We start from the raw sequence: 16,868 nt of genomic DNA on the forward strand, positions 1-16,868 counted from the left end.
CAAGTCCGCTCGACTTGCATGTATTAGGCACGCCGCCAGCGTTCGTCCTGAGCCAGGATCAAACTCTCCAAAAAGATTGTTTGACTTGCTCATGTTTTAAAAATAAGAATTAACTTACTGGCATGTATTTTGTTCAGTTTTCAATGTTCAATTATTGCGTCGCAATCAAGCGACTTTTATAATATATCACCTTTAAACTTGTTGGTCAATACAATTCATTAACTTTTTTATAAATTATTTAGTATATGCACTTTCTTGATAACGTTTCATGGAAATAATTAATAATTAAGACTCAGGCCAGCACAAAATCCAGCAAAGAAGAAAAAAGACTCTGAAAGCTGAGGCTAGCTTTCAGAGCAGTCGTCGTGGCACTAAAGAATTTTTTCGATGTAAAGATCTCTTCTTTTCTCAAGATCTAAAATCGTTTCACTCTTCTGTAACTGTAACAACGGTCTTGTAGGATATTGTTGTTTCATAAAAACAATAGTAGCAACTTGTCCGTCTGATAACTGAACAACTGTCCCAGCAGGAAGCTTAGTAAAAAGAGTCGTTAATGATTTAACCACGGACAAATCAAACTGCCCAAAGAAATCCTCCCTGAACATTTCGAGCACCTTAAACGGGAGCTGCCTTTTCCGATATGGACGGTCTGTCGTCATGGCATGAAAAACATCTGCTAAAGCAACAATACGTGAAACCGGCAACAGCTTGTCTCCTTTTATCCCATTCACATACCCAGACCCATCCATTCTTTCATGATGTTGAAAAATAGCTAGTTTGGTCTCTGGCTTTAAGAGGCTAATATCTTTAACCATCTTGTAACTTGCGAGTGGATGATCATGAATTTCTTTTCTTTCCCCAGCCGTTAATGCCTTTTCTTTCAACAAAATGCGCGGGTCAATTTTCGCCATTCCACAATCAGCTAGTGTACCGGCAAGAGCTGCCTGAACAATCGTTCCTTTTTCATAATTTAGCTGCACAGCCATTCCACCGCTTAACAGTCCAGTTGAGATAGCATGGTGGGAAAAGTACTTCTCTTTCTCCGCATAATTTATCAGCTCTAAAAGTAATTCAGGGTTGCTTATTACCCTTTCGAGCAATGGTAGGATAATTTCACGGATTTTAACAATGTCTATCCCTCCCCCTGCTCGCCACTTTTGAAATTCTTTATTATGCTCTTCTACACTTTGAAGATAATTCTGGAAGAAGTCTGTTTGTTTGACTGAAGGCGGGGCTGCTTGGTAATCTTTTTTCTCTTCCGTTACTTCTTTTTCCACAGTCATCTCCATTGAAGGTCCCTCTGTAATGGCAACTTCGTTAATTAAGAATGCTTTAAGTATTTTAATGTGCCAGCTTGTTAAAGTGGTTTCCTTTGCCATTAACGGCACAGGGGTTTTCCCCATGACATCGTCCAGCAGTACGTTTCCCTCTCTTAAATCCTCTACCTTCACGTACATCCTTCTTTTCCCCCAGGTTTTTTTACTTATATTCTAACAAATATTGGATAGATTAGAAATAAAAAAAGCCGGTAAAACCGGCTTTTATTCCACTTCTTTATGAGTTTCATTTATATCTTGATCAGAAAGGGAATCCATTAATTCCTCTTCTTCCTCTTTAGCTATTTTTGTTACAGTAGCTACCGTCTCTTCATCCTGCAAACGGATAAGCTTCACCCCTTGCGTATTTCGGCCGGTAATGGAGATATCTTCTATATCCATTCTAATAAGGACACCGCCAACTGTAATCAGCATTAAATCTTCTTTTCCACTCACTGTTTTGATAGCAACAAGCGGTCCATTTTTGCTCGTAATATTACATGTTTTCAATCCTTTACCGCCTCTTGTCTGGATGCGGTAATCTTTTTCTGGCGTCCGTTTTCCATAACCGTTCTCCGTCACAATAAGAACATAATCATTTTCATGGAGGAGTTCCATGCCTACCACACAATCGTCAGGCGACAATCTGATTCCCCTGACTCCAGTCGACACCCGTCCCATTTGACGAACATTTTCTTCTTCAAAACGAATCATCATGCCATCGCGCGTACCTATTACGATGTGCTGGTGACCATCAGTCAGCCGCACAGATATTAGCTCATCATCTTCTCTTAAATTAAGAGCTCGTAATCCATTGGTTCGGATATTGGCAAACTCCGTTAGTTGCGTACGTTTGACGATCCCTGATTTTGTTGCAAAGAATAAGAAGGCATCGGCGTCAAATTGCTCGACACGGATCATCGCATTGACCCACTCATCCTTCTCCACTTCCAACAGATTGATTATTGGGATCCCCTTAGCTGTGCGGCTAAATTCAGGAATTTGATATCCTTTCAAACGATAGACCTTCCCTTTATTTGTAAAGAAAAGAATAGTATCGTGAGTGGAAGTAGTCAGCAGATGCTCAACAAAGTCATCTTCATTCGTCCCCATGCCTTGTATACCGCGTCCTCCACGTCTTTGACTGCGGTAAGTAGAAGCAGGAAGGCGCTTAATATAACCGTTATGGGTCAAAGTAAGAACAATCTGCTCACGAGGAATTAAATCTTCATCCATGATATCTTCCACGCCGGCATCCATGATTTCTGTGCGGCGTGTATCATTGAACTTCTCTTTAATTTCCAATAACTCGTCACGAATAATTCCAAGAATTTTTTCATCGTCAGCTAAAATGGCTTTTAATTCTCCAATTAATTGAATTAAATTTTGATACTCTTCTTCAATTTTCTCTCTTTCTAGTCCAGTTAAACGCTGCAAACGCATATCAAGAATAGCTTGCGCCTGCTTCTCTGACAGAGAAAACTGCTCCATTAGTCCATTTTTAGCAATTTCAGTCGTTTGAGAGCTACGAATTAAGCTGATAATTTCATCAATATGGTCAAGAGCAATTCTCAACCCTTCTAAAATGTGGGCTCTTGCTTCCGCTTTTCTTAATTCAAATTCTGTACGGCGACGAATAATTACCCGCTGATGCTCTAAATAATGATGCAGGCACTCTTTTATGCTTAATACACGTGGCTGACCGTCGACCAGTGCCAGCAAATTAATACCAAAGCTTGTTTGCATAGCCGTGTGTTTATATAAATTGTTAAGGATAACATTGGCATTGGCATCGCGGCGGATTTCCATCACAATCCGCATCCCATTACGGTCCGATTCATCCCGCAAATCAGTAATGCCATCAATGCGTTTATCACGTACAAGCTCAGCAATTTTTTCAATCAGTCTTGCTTTATTCACCTGATAAGGCAACTCATTAACAATGATCGTTTCTTTGCCGTTCGCCCGCTGTTCAATGTCTACCTTTGCTCTAATAACTAAGGAACCTTTCCCAGTTTCATATGCGCGGCGAATTCCGCTTCTTCCCATAATCATTCCGCCAGTTGGGAAATCAGGACCTGGAATGTGTTCCATAATTTCCAACACAGACATGTCTTCATTTTTACTAAAAGCAATCAACCCATCAATGATCTCTCCAAGCTGATGGGGAGGAATATTTGTCGCCATTCCAACTGCAATACCCGATGTACCATTGACGAGCAGATTAGGGAAACGTGACGGAAGAACCTCAGGCTCCCTTTCTGAACCATCATAGTTATCTTTATAATCAATCGTATCTTTCGTAATATCCCGCAATAATTCCATTGATATCTTAGACATACGCGCTTCCGTATAACGCATCGCGGCAGCAGAGTCTCCATCAATCGAACCGAAATTCCCGTGGCCATCTACAAGCATGTAGCGATAGTTAAAATCTTGCGCCATACGTACCATCGTTTCATACACAGCAGAGTCACCGTGAGGATGGTACTTACCAATTACTTCCCCGACGATACGGGCAGACTTCTTATATGCTTTGTCAGCTGTCATCCCTAAGTCATTCATCGCATAAAGTATCCGGCGATGAACGGGCTTTAAGCCATCTCGAACATCCGGGAGTGCCCGGGCAACGATAACACTCATAGCATAATCCAAAAATGATGAGCGCATCTCTTGGCTAATATTGATTTCTGTTACTCTGGATTGAGGCGTTTCAGCCATGTAAAAGAACCTCCTTTAATGAACTTTTTAATGTATGAATAATAACTTTGGCCGCTAGAAAAAAGACAGACAGGATAGACAAAAATCTATCCTGCTCGTTCCCTTTTTCTCTTTTACGGACGGCTTTTCCTCAAAATTAGATGTCCAAGTTTTTCACATAAAGGGCATTTTCTTCGATAAACTGCCGGCGTGGCTCGACACGATCACCCATCAAGATTTCAAACGTTTCATCTGCTTCAATGGCATCTTCCAAACTAACTTGAAGCAAGGTTCTCGTATCTGGATTCATCGTTGTATCCCATAGCTGCTCTGCATTCATTTCTCCAAGTCCTTTATAGCGCTGCAGTCCAGGCTTCGCATTTTCCGGAAGACTTGCGAGAATTTCATCGAGCTGGCGGTCATTGTACGCATATTCAACACGCTTACCTTGCATCACTTTATATAGCGGCGGTTGAGCAATGTAAACATATCCCGCTTCAATCAGCTGACGCATGTAACGGAAGAGGAAAGTAAGCATCAGCGTCCGGATATGGGCACCATCAACGTCCGCATCTGTCATGATAACAAGCTTATGGTAACGGGCTTTGGAGATGTCAAACTCATCACCGATTCCCGTGCCGAGAGCTGTAATAATCATGCGAATTTCGTTGTTCGATAAAATCTTATCGAGACGTGCTTTCTCGACGTTAATAATTTTTCCGCGAAGCGGCAGGATAGCCTGAAAATGACGGTCACGGCCCTGTTTGGCTGATCCACCGGCTGAGTCACCTTCAACTACGAACAGTTCACTGATTTCAGGATCACGAGATGAACAATCGGCCAGCTTTCCAGGAAGACTGGATACTTCCAACGCGCTCTTTCTGCGCGTCAACTCTCTTGCTTTTTTAGCTGCCATCCGCGCACGGGCAGCCATTAAGCCTTTTTCAACAATTTTTTTGGCAACTGCCGGGTTTTCAAGCATAAAGGTTTCAAAATGGGCAGAGAAAACAGCATCTGTTACTGCACGAGCCTCAGAGTTACCAAGTTTTGTTTTGGTTTGTCCTTCAAATTGCGGATCAGGATGCTTAATAGAGATAATGGCTGTTAATCCTTCTCTGACATCTTCCCCTGATAGATTGGTTTCGCCGTCTTTAACTAAACCGTTTTTACGCGCGTAATCATTGATCACACGCGTTAAAGCAGTTTTAAAGCCCGACTCATGTGTGCCGCCTTCATATGTGTTAATGTTGTTAGCGAATGAGTATACATTGCTCGCAAACCCTTCGTTGTACTGCAGAGCAATTTCAGCAGAAATTCCATCTTTCATGCCTTCCACGTAAATTGGTTCGCTATGAACGACTTCTTTTTTCCGATTCAAATGCTCTACGTAGGATTTAATACCGCCCTCATAATGATATTCATTCATTTTTCCTTCTTCACGACGATCCTCAATAATAATGGTGATGCCACGATTAAGGAAAGCAAGTTCACGCAAACGGTTCGCTAACGTATCGTATTCATAGACCGTCGTTTCCGTAAAAATCTCCTTGTCCGGCTTAAAATGAATAGTCGTTCCCGTATAATCTGTTTCGCCAATAATTTTAAGATCTTCTTGTGGAACTCCGCGTTTGTAGCATTGGTAATAAATATTGTTATTGAGGTGAACAAACACTTCAAGTTCTTCGGATAGCGCATTAACAACGGAAGCCCCTACACCATGAAGACCACCCGAAACTTTATAGCCTCCGCCGCCGAATTTCCCGCCGGCATGCAGCACAGTTAAAATAACCTCTACTGCCGGACGTCCTGTCTGCTCCTGAATACCAACCGGAATTCCACGTCCGTTATCTTTTACTGTAATGCTGTTATCTTCTTCAATAATCACTCGGATTTTGTCACAATATCCTGCGAGTGCCTCATCAATACTATTATCAACAATTTCCCAGACGAGATGGTGAAGACCTTTTCCACTCGTTGAACCAATATACATTCCCGGCCGCTTACGAACGGCTTCAAGGCCTTCGAGTACCTGTATCTGGTTCTCATCATAGGAAGGCTGGTTAGCTGTATTAGGTTGTTCCATAGTCAAATCCGTTCACCTGCTCTTTCTTCCAAAAGTCTAATGGTCCATTGCTTACCGACAGACTTTTGAAAATAATTTTCATATGTTTACTTCTTCATGTATAAGATAAAAAGAATAAAAACTTATTCTTTGAAATTATAGATAAAGTTTGCTTCTTAAACTGTCAGGCTGATCAAATAATTGTTAACAATCCGAAGAATAAAGGTCTGTTTCTCGGTTATACTAACAGCCAGGTTGAGTTTCCTATGCTGTTCACTTCACTTGCGAGATCGTTCCGTTCTCCACTGCAAATGTCGAAGCTTCCTGCAATGTCTGATGATGAATCCCTTCCGTGCTCGTCGTCGTTACAAAGGTTTGGACTTTTCCTTGTATCGTATTCAATAAATGGGATTGGCGATAATCATCAAGTTCCGACAAAACATCATCAAGTAGAAGAATCGGATATTCCTTGATTTCAGAATGAATCAGTTCGATTTCCGCCAGCTTGACAGACAAAGCCGTTGTTCGCTGTTGGCCTTGGGAGCCAAATGTTTGCACATTTTTTCCGTTGACCTGGAAGATAAGATCATCGCGATGCGGGCCAAACATTGTGATTCCCCGCTCTATTTCTTTTTGCTGCTGCATATGAAACTTTTCTTCGAACATATGAATCATTTTAGACGGATCGTCCTCTTCTGATACATTAATAGACGGCTCATACAAAATATTTAACGTTTCTCCTCCACGGGAGATGCCTGAATGAATCGACTGTGCCCAGCCTTGCAGCAACTGAATAAAATCAAATCTTTTTCTGACAATCTTTACAGCCAGCTGTATTAGCTGATCTGTAAAAACCTCCAACATGGTTAGATCACTCGTTTTCTTTATTTGCAGCTGCTTTAAGTAACGATTCCGCTGCTGCAATATTTTGTAATACTGGCTGATATCATGAAGATAGACAGGAGATACCTGGCCTATTTCCATATCAATAAAACGCCTTCTCACTTGGGGATTGCCCTTGACAAGGTGAAGATCTTCAGGGGCAAACATGACAACATTCATATTGCCTATATACTGACTTAGACGCTGCTGCTCAAGATGATTGCATTTTGCTTTTTTGCCCTTTTTTGAAATGATTAACTCTAACGGCACAGAACCCTGAGTTTTTTCCACTCTTCCTTTTATTTTAGCATACTCTGTCTCCCAGCGAATTAAATCTTTATCGTTAGAGGTACGATGAGATTTGGCCATAGCCAGCACAAAAATCGATTCAATCACATTTGTTTTCCCCTGAGCGTTTTCTCCGAGAAAAACATTTACCTTATTTTCGAATTCAATATTTAAAGAAGCATAGTTCCGGTAGTTTTCCAAAGACAAATCCGTTAAGTGCATATGCAAAACATCCTTTTGTTTTATAAACCAACAACTTCAAAACTGCCAGTCCCTGGAATCTCCACCCGGTCGCCTACACGCAGTTTTCTTCCTCTTCGCTGGTCAAGTTCTCCATTGATATAAACCTCATGTTCACTTAAGAACCATTTGGCCATACCTCCTGTTTGAATGATATCCGCAAGCTTTAAAAATTGGCCCAAAGGAATGTATTCTGTTTCGATGGCTACTTTTTTATCCATTTTTTTCACTGCTTTCGAATGAATTCTCTAATACTTTATTTTACTAAATTTTTGCCCTTAACACAAAGAAGAAACAAACGAAAGAAGGCTGCCCATTTCATGAAACAGCCTCTTCTTTCTCAGTTTTTCCTATTGTTCACTCTATGCAGCAAATTAATACGTACGAACAGGCAAAATAAGCTGCAAAATAGAATCATCATTTTCAGGACGAATCACAAATGGTCTCATAGCTCCGGTAAATTGGATATTGATTTCTGTCCCCTCTAATACCTTTAACGCATCCATCATGTATTTGGCACTAAAAGAGATCTTAATTTCTTCCCCTTCCATTTCACGGCTTTTTACTTGCTCTGTTACCTTGCCGATTTCTGGAGAATTAGAAGAAATCTCAATCATTCCTTCATCAATCATTGACAATTTAACAACGTTGTTGCGTCCTTCTCTTGCCAACAAGGAGGCTCTATCAATAGCCTGTAAAAAATCTTTTGTATTTAACTCGAGCTTTGTTTTGTGGTCGGTTGGAATCAAGCGACTAGTATCCGGATAGTTCCCTTCGAGTAGACGGGAATAGAACAATAGATGCTTGGCCCGGAAAAGAACTTGATTGTCTGTGATAACAATTTCTACAAGCTCCTGTGAATCATCAAGGATTTTGCTTAGCTCATTCAAGCTTTTTCCTGGGATCACGATGTTATATTCAGCATTCGAATTGGTTTCTACTGATGCTTTTCTCCAAGCAAGCCGATGGCTGTCTGTTGCAATGCAAATTAATTGTCCCTCTTCCATCTTCCAGTTGACACCTGTCAAGATTGGGCGTGTTTCTGAGGTGGACACTGCGAAGACAGTTTGTCGAATTAAGGCTTTAAGTAAATCGGTCGGCAATTTAAAGACTTCCCCTTCCTCAATTTGAGGCAAATGAGGATACTCATCAGGATCAAGCCCGTTCAAATTAAATTCAGCCTGGCCGGAGCGAATGACTGTTTGAAAAGAAGAAACTACTTCAATTTCAGCTTTTTCAGAAGGCAGTTTTTTCACGATTTCATTGAAAAAACGGGCATTCAGCACGATGGAACCTGTTTGCTGAATCTCTACAATAATCTTTCCCTCTTCTTCTTTTGGAATAAAAGATTCGATAGAAATGTCAGAATCACTTCCAGTTAACTTAATTCCTTCTTCAGTCGCATCAATTTTAATCCCAGTTAAAATCGGAATCGTTGTTCTGGAGCTAATGGCTTTTAAAACGTCTTGAACGCTTTGAGCAAAGCGGTCTTTTTGAATAGCAAACTTCATTTTTTTCTCCTTTCATTATTCAAGCATAATGTTTATAGCTGCTGCATATAATAATAATTTTATATTTAAAAAAATAATAGTAATAGTACTAGGTCCTGTGAATATGTGGATAATCCAAAAAAACAAAAGCAAGACAGTCTATCCACATGTGGACAGACTGTTTGTAACCCATGAAAAGTTATGCACACTATTAAGAGTTTAAAATACTTTGTATTTCTTTCACTTTAGATTGTAGCTGATTATCAGTATCGAGCAGCTTAGAAATTTTTTCGTGGGCATGAATAACGGTTGTGTGATCTCTTCCTCCAAATTCTTCACCGATTTTAGGAAGGGAAAAGTCGGTCAGCTCACGAGATAAATACATGGCGATTTGCCTTGGGAACGCAATGGATTTTGTCCGCTTCTTAGCTTTAAAATCTTCAAGCTTAACATTGTACTGCTCACCGACTACTTTTTGGATTTCCTGGATGGTAATCACTTTTGGCTTTGAGCTAGGAATAATGTCCTTGAGCGCTTCTGCTGCAAGATCCGCGTTAATATCTTTATTAATCAGCGAAGAATAGGCGACTACGCGAATGAGCGCGCCTTCAAGCTCTCGAATATTAGTATCAATTTGATTAGCGATATAAAGCATAACCTCATTAGGGATATCAAGGTTATCTGCTTTCGCTTTTTTGCGTAAAATCGCAATTCTCGTTTCTAAATCCGGCGGTGTAATATCAGTAATCAATCCCCATTCAAACCGAGAGCGCAGGCGATCCTCAAGCGTTGGAATTTCTTTGGGCGGCCGGTCGCTGGAAATGATAATCTGCTTGCTTTCTTCGTGAAGTGTATTAAACGTATGGAAAAATTCCTCTTGAGTGGATTCTTTTCCGGCAAGGAATTGAATATCATCTATTAGCAATATATCTACATTGCGATAGCGATTCCGGAACTCGACTGCTTTGTTATCCCTGATTGAATTAATAAATTCATTTGTGAATTTTTCAGAAGATAGGTAAACGACTTTGGCGTTAGGATTATGTTCAAGTACATAATGGCCAATCGCATGCATTAAGTGTGTTTTGCCAAGTCCCACTCCCCCATAAATAAACAGTGGATTATAAGCTTTTGCTGGCGCTTCCGCTACAGCAAGCGAAGCGGCATGAGCAAAACGGTTGCCCGAGCCGATAACGAAAGTGTCGAATGTGTACTTGGGATTAAGCATGCTTTGTGGAAAGTCGTGTATTTCTTCTTTCTTTTTTGGTTTATTAGGCATCGGCATTTCGTAGTCTTCAGACGCCTGATTTTCCGGAATGATGAATTTCACGGACAGCTCTTCTCCAGTGATTTCACCAAGAACGCCTGAGATTAATTGCGAATAATGCCCTTCGAGCCAGTCTCTTGCAAAATCGTTTGGAGCTGAAATAGTAATAGAATCACCATGCAAGGAATGTGCTTTTGTAGATTTCAGCCACGTATCAAAGCTGGGCTTGCTAATTTTTTTCTCTATGTTTTCCAACGCTTTATTCCACAGATCATCGATATTTTCCATGAGGCCCCCTCCTCCTGATAAAATTTGTTTGTTATATAACAGTTTTTTATCTGAATTTATATTTATGCAATCGTTTGAGTGTGGTTAAATATATAAATAAGAAAAAAATAGTTTTTCGACATTGTTAACAGCTTGTGGACATTTTTATACAAAGAGGTTGAATAACTTATCAACACTTTATTCACAATTGTGGATAAGTCAGACTATAAAAATACTTATTCAGAGTGAAAACAAAGTAATGATAGCAGAAAAAGAGCTTTCATGCAATGCTCTATAAAATTTATCCACAACTACTACATCCTGTGCAAAAAAACTTTTCCACAGGGGGCGCATTTGTGTAAAACTTGTCAGCAACATCTGTGTATAAGAAAAAACTGTCGAAATTTATCCACAGCTGTTCGAAAAGTGCTTGTGGACTTATGGACAAGCCTGTTTTCCTGGTTAAGTGTCTTAAGTGTCTTCTTAAATAAAAAAATAAGATCAAATGATGGCAAGAAGAATGACTTTTTGGGGAAAAGAGGTATTTTTTGCTTTGTGTTTAGGTATTGACAGGAAAAGAGTTCATCTTTATAATCAAAAAGACTGTCTTTAACGTTAAATTTTCCATTCCTCAGGGAGGTGTTTTATAATGAAAAGAACTTACCAACCAAATAAACGTAAAAGAAGTAAAGTTCACGGATTTCGCAGCCGTATGAGCTCTAAAAATGGCCGTCGCGTTCTAGCTCGCCGTCGTGCTAAAGGAAGAAAAGTATTATCTGCATAAGCCACTGAAAAATCTCAGTGGTCTTTTTTTTAGAAAAAATGGCGAAGAAAAGGTGATAGACTAATGAAAAAAACATTCCGCATAAAAAAAGACAGTGAGTTTCAATCCGTTTTCAAGGGCGGAAAGTCTTTTGCCAATCGTCAATTTGTGGTGTACATGTATAGAAAAGATTTAGCTGTTCCTTTCCGGATCGGGTTGTCTGTCAGCAAGAAGGTTGGCAATGCAGTTATACGCAACCGGATTAAGCGATACATCAGACAAAGCTTTACAGAATTAAAAGAAGAAATTCTGCCGGGATACGATTTTATTGTCATTGCCCGCAAGCCAGCTGCTGAGATGAATAGCAAGGAAGTAAAAAAAAGTCTCATTCATGTGCTGAAGCGGGCAAAGGCAATCAACCAAAGAACACAACGACATGAGTAAAAATTGTAAAAAAATAAAATAGAATAAATGGGTGGCTTTTTAGAAAAGGGGCGCCGTATAGAACTGACAGGGGGGGAGAAGCGTTTGAATAGAAAGATGATCACTCTAATTCTTTTAGCAGTGACCACCGTACTGCTTGCCGGCTGTACAGAGGTAAATAAAGAAATTACGCCGGACAGCAAAGGTTTTTGGAATGAGTTTGTGGTGTATCCGCTTTCAGTCGTTATTACAAAGACTGCCGAGGCAGTTGGCAGCTATGGCTGGGCGATCGTTATCGTTACAATCATCATTCGACTTATTATTTTACCACTGATGATCAAACAAACGAAAAATACGAAAGCCATGCAAATTTTACAGCCTGAAATGCAAAAGATCAAAGAAAAGTACAAGTCAAAAGATGCTGTGACCCAGCAAAAAATGCAGCAGGAAACAATGGCACTTTTCCAAAAGCATGGGGTAAATCCTCTCGCCGGCTGTTTTCCGCTGATTATACAAATGCCGATTATTTTTGGATTTTATCAGGCAATCATGCGTACAGAGGCAATTAAACAAGATACTTTTTTATGGTTTGATTTAGGTTCTCCAGACCCTTTCTTTGTCCTTCCGCTTGTTGCGGGAATCACAACGTTCCTACAACAAAAGTTGATGATGGCTGGAGCAATGAACCAGAACCCACAAATGGCTATGATGCTTTGGCTAATGCCAATTATGATTATTGTATTTGCTGTCAATTTACCAGCTGCTTTGTCGTTGTATTGGGTAGTAGGTAACGTGTTTATGATCGTACAAACATTGATTATCAACCGGCCTGGTGTTAGTAAGACCACTTCAGTTAATGACTAGGAGGGGGATGGATGAAAGAGATTACGGCTGTCGGTCAAACTGTTGAAGAAGCTCTTCAGTCTGCTTTAAAGCAATTAAAAGCAACAGAAGAACAAGTTGAAATTGACATTTTGGACGAAGGAAAAAAAGGATTGTTTGGCCTGTTCGGTCAGCGCCCAGCTTCCGTGAGAGTAAGACGCAAGCCAGATCCGATCAGTGAAGCGAAAGATTACATTTTATCTATTGCAGCCCATTTAGGCGTACATCCAAACATCCATGTGCAAAAGCAAGGAAAACAAGTTACTTTTTCACTTTCCGGTGAAAAAATTGCCCTGTTAATTGGAAAAAGAGGACAAACATTAAATTCTTTGCAGCAGCTCACCCAGCTCGTCATTAACCATCATTCAAAAGAGTTTATACATTTTAAGCTTGACGCTGGAGATTATCGAAAAAGAAGAGAAGAGTCGCTTACTACTCTGGCAGGACGAATGGCTGAGAAAGCAGGATCAACAGGAAAGCCTGTTCGTCTCGAACCATTGCCAGCTGCCGAGCGAAAAGTTATCCATGCTGCACTTGCTGGTAACTCTCAGGTACGTACATTTTCAGAAGGCACAGAACCAAACCGCTATGTAGTCATTGCGCCTAAAAACAAATAGAGGCCTTCCCGAAAAATTCTTTTCTTCAGGAGAAAAGAAGGATCGGGAAGGCCTTTTTTATTGTGAGAGTCAATTAATCACATGTGGATAAATTTATTTTTTCAGAAAAAGAGCATATATATACCATTTATTTACTTTTAATTAGTAGTTTATTACTTTTTATTCCATAAATGAGACTGCGTAGTTATTGTTATCCACACGTGAATAAGTTAAAATGGATAAGATTAAAAAGAAGGCTGTGGACAATCCAGCCTTCTTTTTAAATCGTCTTGCGTGTGTTAATCTAATGATTTGAGAATAAAGATCATGCACTTTTTTATAGATAGTATGTTGAAGGAAGAGGTGAGAAAAGTTGGATCTTGATACAATTGCCGCTATTTCGACACCGATGGGAGAAGGAGCGATTGCTATCGTCCGCCTTAGCGGTGAAGAAGCAGTAGATATTGCTGACCGCATTTTTCAGACTCCGTCGAAAAGGTCGTTAACAGAGATGGCCAGTCATACGATCCATTATGGCCACTTGATTGATCCAAAGACGGGGCAGGTCGTAGAAGAAGTAATGCTTTCGCTCATGAGAGGACCAAAAACGTTCACACGGGAAGATGTGGTAGAGATCAATTGCCATGGAGGTATCGTCTCTGTTAACCGGGTATTACAGCTCGTTTTAAGCGAAGGAGCACGCCTTGCAGAACCAGGTGAATTCACGAAAAGAGCTTTTCTTAACGGCCGGATTGATTTGTCGCAGGCAGAAGCGGTGATGGACTTGATTCGGGCAAAGACGGATAAAGCAATGAATGTGGCGCTTAACCAAATGGAAGGCCGTCTTTCAAAGCTTATTCGTACACTGCGCCAGGAAATTTTAGAAACACTCGCTCACATTGAAGTGAATATTGATTACCCTGAATATGATGATGTGGAAGAAATGACTCATCATGTTCTGTTGGAAAAGGCAGAACTTGTTCAAAAAGAAATAGAAAAGCTTCTGCGCACATCAGAACAAGGTAAGATTTTGCGGGAAGGGTTATCAACAGTGATCATTGGCCGTCCGAATGTCGGCAAATCGTCTTTGCTCAATGCGCTTGTGCAAGAGAATAAAGCGATTGTCACCGACATTCCCGGAACAACGCGTGATGTGATTGAGGAATACGTCAATGTACGAGGCGTGCCTCTCCGTCTTGTTGATACAGCAGGAATTCGTGAAACGGAAGACATCGTTGAACGAATTGGCGTGGAACGGTCTCGTCAGGTGCTAAAGGAAGCAGATTTGATTTTGCTTGTTCTAAATTATTCTGACGAGTTGACAGCAGAAGATGAAAAATTATTTGAAGCGACAGCTGGCATGGATGTGATCGTCATCGTGAATAAAACAGACCTGCCACAGAAAATTAATATAGACCGGGTGCAAAAGCTGGCGGAAGGGAAGCAGCTAGTCACTACTTCTTTGCTGGAGGAAAAGGGAATTGATGAGCTGGAAGAAGCGATTGCTTCCTTGTTTTTCTCTGGCTCCATTGAAGCAGGAGACATGACGTATGTTTCAAATTCCCGTCATATTGCTTTGCTTCACCAAGCATTAACAGCTATTACCGATGCGATTGAAAATACACAGTCGGGAACACCAATTGATATTGTTCAAATTGATTTAACAAGAACATGGGAGCTATTGGGCGAAATTATCGGCGAGAGTGTCCATGATAGCTTGATTGATCAGTTATTTTCACAATTTTGTCTTGGAAAATAATAAAATAAGGAGGAAAAAACATGCTACAATATGAAGCTGGCGAATATGATGTTGTCGTTGTAGGCGCCGGACATGCTGGTGTAGAAGCAGGGCTGGCATCTGCCCGAGCAGGGGCAAAGACGTTAATGATCACGATTAACCTCGATATGATTGCTTACATGCCATGTAATCCATCTATTGGTGGCCCAGCTAAAGGAATTGTTGTTCGGGAACTGGATGCTCTTGGCGGTGAAATTGGCAAGAACATCGACAAAACGCATATTCAAATGCGCATGCTGAATACAGGGAAAGGCCCAGCCGTGCGGGCATTGCGCGCACAGGCCGACAAAGTACTGTATCAACAGGAAATGAAAAAAACAATTGAAAATCAAGAGAACTTAACACTGATCCAGGGAATGGTTGAAGATCTTATCGTTGAAGAGGGAGAATGCCGTGGTGTCGTCACACAAACCGGGGCAGTTTATCGTTCACAAGCAGTTATTATTACGACTGGAACATTTTTGCGCGGTGAAATTATCATTGGTGATTTGAAATATTCAAGCGGGCCAAATAACCAGCAGCCATCAATCCGTCTGTCAGAAAATCTAGAGAGACTTGGCTTTGACCTTGTTCGCTTTAAAACGGGGACGCCGCCGCGTGTCAACAGCCGGACAATTGACTACAGCAAAACAGAAATTCAACCCGGTGATGAAGAACCTCGTGCTTTCAGTTATGAGACAACAAAATTTATTACAGACCAGCTCCCTTGCTGGCTGACTTATACGAATGAAGAAACTCATAGCATTATCAATGAAAACCTTCATCGCTCTCCAATGTTTTCTGGGGTGATTAAGGGGAAAGGCCCACGTTATTGCCCATCCATTGAAGATAAGATTGTTCGCTTCAATGACAAGCCGCGCCATCAAATCTTTTTAGAGCCAGAAGGCCGCAATACGGAAGAAGTCTATGTACAGGGCTTGTCCTCCAGCTTGCCAGAAGATGTTCAATATCGGATGCTGCGCACGATTCCAGGCCTGGAAAAAGCTCAGCTGATGCGCGCCGGTTATGCAATTGAGTATGATGCAATCGTACCGACACAGTTATGGCCAACATTGGAAACGAAAAAAGTGAAAAATCTTTATACAGCAGGTCAGATTAATGGAACATCCGGTTACGAAGAAGCGGCTGCACAAGGCATGATGGCTGGAATCAATGCTGCTTGCCGTATTCTTGGCAAAGAAGAAGTGATTTTAAGCCGCTCTGATGCCTATATTGGTGTGCTGATCGATGATCTAGTGACGAAAGGAACAAGCGAACCATATCGCTTGCTCACTTCGCGTGCAGAATATCGTCTCCTGCTACGCCATGACAACGCTGATTTGCGTCTGACGGAAATCGGCTATCGCATCGGTTTGATTTCGCAAGAACGATACGAGCGTTTCTTGAAAAAGAAAGCGGCTATTGCCGGGGAAATAGAGCGTTTGCAATCGATAATCATTAAACCAAATGCAGAAACACAAGCTATTATTCGTGAAGCTGGCGGCAGTGAGTTAAAAGACGGCATCCGGGCTACTGACCTTTTAAAACGTCCCGAAATGCATTACGATCATTTAAAGCAACTGGTTCCTGCTCCTCATGAATTGGATACTGAAGTAGAGGAACAAGTGGAAATTCAAATTAAATATGAGGGATATATTGAAAAATCTCTTCAACAAGTGGAAAAGCTAAAGAAAATGGAAAACAAAAAAATACCGGAAAACATCGATTACGATGCGATTAACGGCCTTGCTACAGAAGCGCGTCATAACTTGAAAGAAGTCAGACCGCTCTCTATTGCCCAAGCCTCCCGAATTTCAGGTGTCAACCCGGCTGACATTTCCATTTTGCTTGTTTATATTGAACAGGGGCGCATCGCCCGCACAGCGAATTGAGTCTAGTTGAAGGGATGGTAGGC

The 16,868-nt window shown here is 41.0% G+C and carries 13 protein-coding genes and 1 rRNA gene; 6 read left to right on the forward strand and 8 right to left on the reverse strand.

Translation table 11 applies throughout. The features are described from left to right. The 8 genes from ACH0BF_RS13655 to dnaA all read right to left on the reverse strand — a co-directional run. Nucleotides 1-74, reverse strand: a 16S ribosomal RNA gene (locus tag ACH0BF_RS13655); the annotation flags it as partial. A 297-nt stretch (nt 75-371) separates the two neighbouring features. Continuing rightward, nucleotides 372-1,457, reverse strand: coding sequence for an HD-GYP domain-containing protein (locus ACH0BF_RS13660; protein ID WP_340851681.1), 1,086 nt, complete (start codon nt 1,455-1,457; stop codon nt 372-374). A gap of 84 nt (nt 1,458-1,541) precedes the next feature. Further along, entirely contained in the window at nt 1,542-4,037 is a 2,496-nt protein-coding gene (gyrA, locus tag ACH0BF_RS13665) for a DNA gyrase subunit A (protein WP_340851682.1), read from the reverse strand. Nucleotides 4,038-4,173: 136 nt separating this feature from the next. Continuing rightward, complete coding sequence (gyrB, locus tag ACH0BF_RS13670; protein ID WP_340856307.1) at nt 4,174-6,099, reverse strand: DNA topoisomerase (ATP-hydrolyzing) subunit B; 1,926 nt, start codon at nt 6,097-6,099, stop codon at nt 4,174-4,176. A gap of 252 nt (nt 6,100-6,351) precedes the next feature. Continuing rightward, nucleotides 6,352-7,470: a DNA replication/repair protein RecF gene (gene recF, locus ACH0BF_RS13675; RefSeq protein WP_120035777.1), complete on the reverse strand. Its 1,119-nt coding sequence runs from the start codon at nt 7,468-7,470 to the stop codon at nt 6,352-6,354. Between the two features lie 20 nt (nt 7,471-7,490). After that, a complete protein-coding gene (gene yaaA, locus ACH0BF_RS13680; RefSeq protein ID WP_120035776.1) occupies nt 7,491-7,709 on the reverse strand; it encodes a S4 domain-containing protein YaaA in 219 nt (72 codons plus the stop codon). A gap of 153 nt (nt 7,710-7,862) precedes the next feature. Further along, nucleotides 7,863-8,999 carry a DNA polymerase III subunit beta gene (dnaN, locus tag ACH0BF_RS13685; protein ID WP_120035775.1) on the reverse strand — a complete coding sequence of 379 codons (1,137 nt, stop codon included), beginning with the start codon at nt 8,997-8,999 and terminating at the stop codon, nt 7,863-7,865. Nucleotides 9,000-9,189: 190 nt separating this feature from the next. Beyond that, nucleotides 9,190-10,533 (reverse strand): chromosomal replication initiator protein DnaA, encoded by a 1,344-nt coding sequence (gene dnaA / locus ACH0BF_RS13690; RefSeq protein WP_120035774.1) that lies wholly within the window; start codon nt 10,531-10,533, stop codon nt 9,190-9,192. A 628-nt stretch (nt 10,534-11,161) separates the two neighbouring features. Here dnaA and rpmH point away from each other — a divergent pair. The 6 genes from rpmH (at nt 11,162) to mnmG (ending at nt 16,845) form a co-directional block, all read left to right on the forward strand. Further along, nucleotides 11,162-11,296, forward strand: a complete 135-nt coding sequence (gene rpmH, locus ACH0BF_RS13695) for a 50S ribosomal protein L34 (protein ID WP_049665949.1) — start codon at nt 11,162-11,164, stop codon at nt 11,294-11,296. 63 nt (nt 11,297-11,359) lie between these two features. Beyond that, on the forward strand, nt 11,360-11,719 hold the full coding sequence (gene rnpA, locus ACH0BF_RS13700) for a ribonuclease P protein component (protein ID WP_340851695.1): 360 nt from the start codon (nt 11,360-11,362) through the stop codon (nt 11,717-11,719). A 96-nt stretch (nt 11,720-11,815) separates the two neighbouring features. Further along, a complete protein-coding gene (gene spoIIIJ, locus ACH0BF_RS13705; RefSeq protein WP_340856308.1) occupies nt 11,816-12,562 on the forward strand; it encodes a YidC family membrane integrase SpoIIIJ in 747 nt (248 codons plus the stop codon). Between the two features lie 11 nt (nt 12,563-12,573). Continuing rightward, nucleotides 12,574-13,197 (forward strand): RNA-binding cell elongation regulator Jag/EloR, encoded by a 624-nt coding sequence (gene jag, locus ACH0BF_RS13710; protein ID WP_120035771.1) that lies wholly within the window; start codon nt 12,574-12,576, stop codon nt 13,195-13,197. 352 nt (nt 13,198-13,549) lie between these two features. After that, the gene (gene mnmE / locus ACH0BF_RS13715) at nt 13,550-14,935 is read left to right on the forward strand and encodes a tRNA uridine-5-carboxymethylaminomethyl(34) synthesis GTPase MnmE (RefSeq protein WP_120035770.1); all 1,386 of its coding nucleotides are present in this window, start codon (nt 13,550-13,552) and stop codon (nt 14,933-14,935) included. A gap of 20 nt (nt 14,936-14,955) precedes the next feature. Further along, nucleotides 14,956-16,845 carry a tRNA uridine-5-carboxymethylaminomethyl(34) synthesis enzyme MnmG gene (mnmG, locus tag ACH0BF_RS13720; RefSeq protein ID WP_340851698.1) on the forward strand — a complete coding sequence of 630 codons (1,890 nt, stop codon included), beginning with the start codon at nt 14,956-14,958 and terminating at the stop codon, nt 16,843-16,845. Nucleotides 16,846-16,868 lie beyond the last annotated feature (23 nt).

Source organism: Pseudobacillus sp. 179-B 2D1 NHS (assembly GCF_045370945.1).
GTDB lineage: Bacteria > Bacillota > Bacilli > Bacillales > Domibacillaceae > Pseudobacillus.

Excerpts from the sequence above, each read along its gene's own strand:
- ACH0BF_RS13660 (WP_340851681.1), bottom strand. The coding sequence starts at position 1,457 with ATGTACGTGAAGGTAGAGGATTTAAGAGAGGGAAACGTACTGCTGGAC.
- gyrA (WP_340851682.1), bottom strand. The coding sequence starts at position 4,037 with ATGGCTGAAACGCCTCAATCCAGAGTAACAGAAATCAATATTAGCCAA.
- gyrB (WP_340856307.1), bottom strand. The coding sequence starts at position 6,099 with ATGGAACAACCTAATACAGCTAACCAGCCTTCCTATGATGAGAACCAG.
- recF (WP_120035777.1), bottom strand. The coding sequence starts at position 7,470 with ATGCACTTAACGGATTTGTCTTTGGAAAACTACCGGAACTATGCTTCT.
- yaaA (WP_120035776.1), bottom strand. The coding sequence starts at position 7,709 with ATGGATAAAAAAGTAGCCATCGAAACAGAATACATTCCTTTGGGCCAA.
- dnaN (WP_120035775.1), bottom strand. The coding sequence starts at position 8,999 with ATGAAGTTTGCTATTCAAAAAGACCGCTTTGCTCAAAGCGTTCAAGAC.
- dnaA (WP_120035774.1), bottom strand. The coding sequence starts at position 10,533 with ATGGAAAATATCGATGATCTGTGGAATAAAGCGTTGGAAAACATAGAG.
- rpmH (WP_049665949.1), top strand. The coding sequence starts at position 11,162 with ATGAAAAGAACTTACCAACCAAATAAACGTAAAAGAAGTAAAGTTCAC.
- rnpA (WP_340851695.1), top strand. The coding sequence starts at position 11,360 with ATGAAAAAAACATTCCGCATAAAAAAAGACAGTGAGTTTCAATCCGTT.
- spoIIIJ (WP_340856308.1), top strand. The coding sequence starts at position 11,816 with ATGATCACTCTAATTCTTTTAGCAGTGACCACCGTACTGCTTGCCGGC.
- jag (WP_120035771.1), top strand. The coding sequence starts at position 12,574 with ATGAAAGAGATTACGGCTGTCGGTCAAACTGTTGAAGAAGCTCTTCAG.
- mnmG (WP_340851698.1), top strand. The coding sequence starts at position 14,956 with ATGCTACAATATGAAGCTGGCGAATATGATGTTGTCGTTGTAGGCGCC.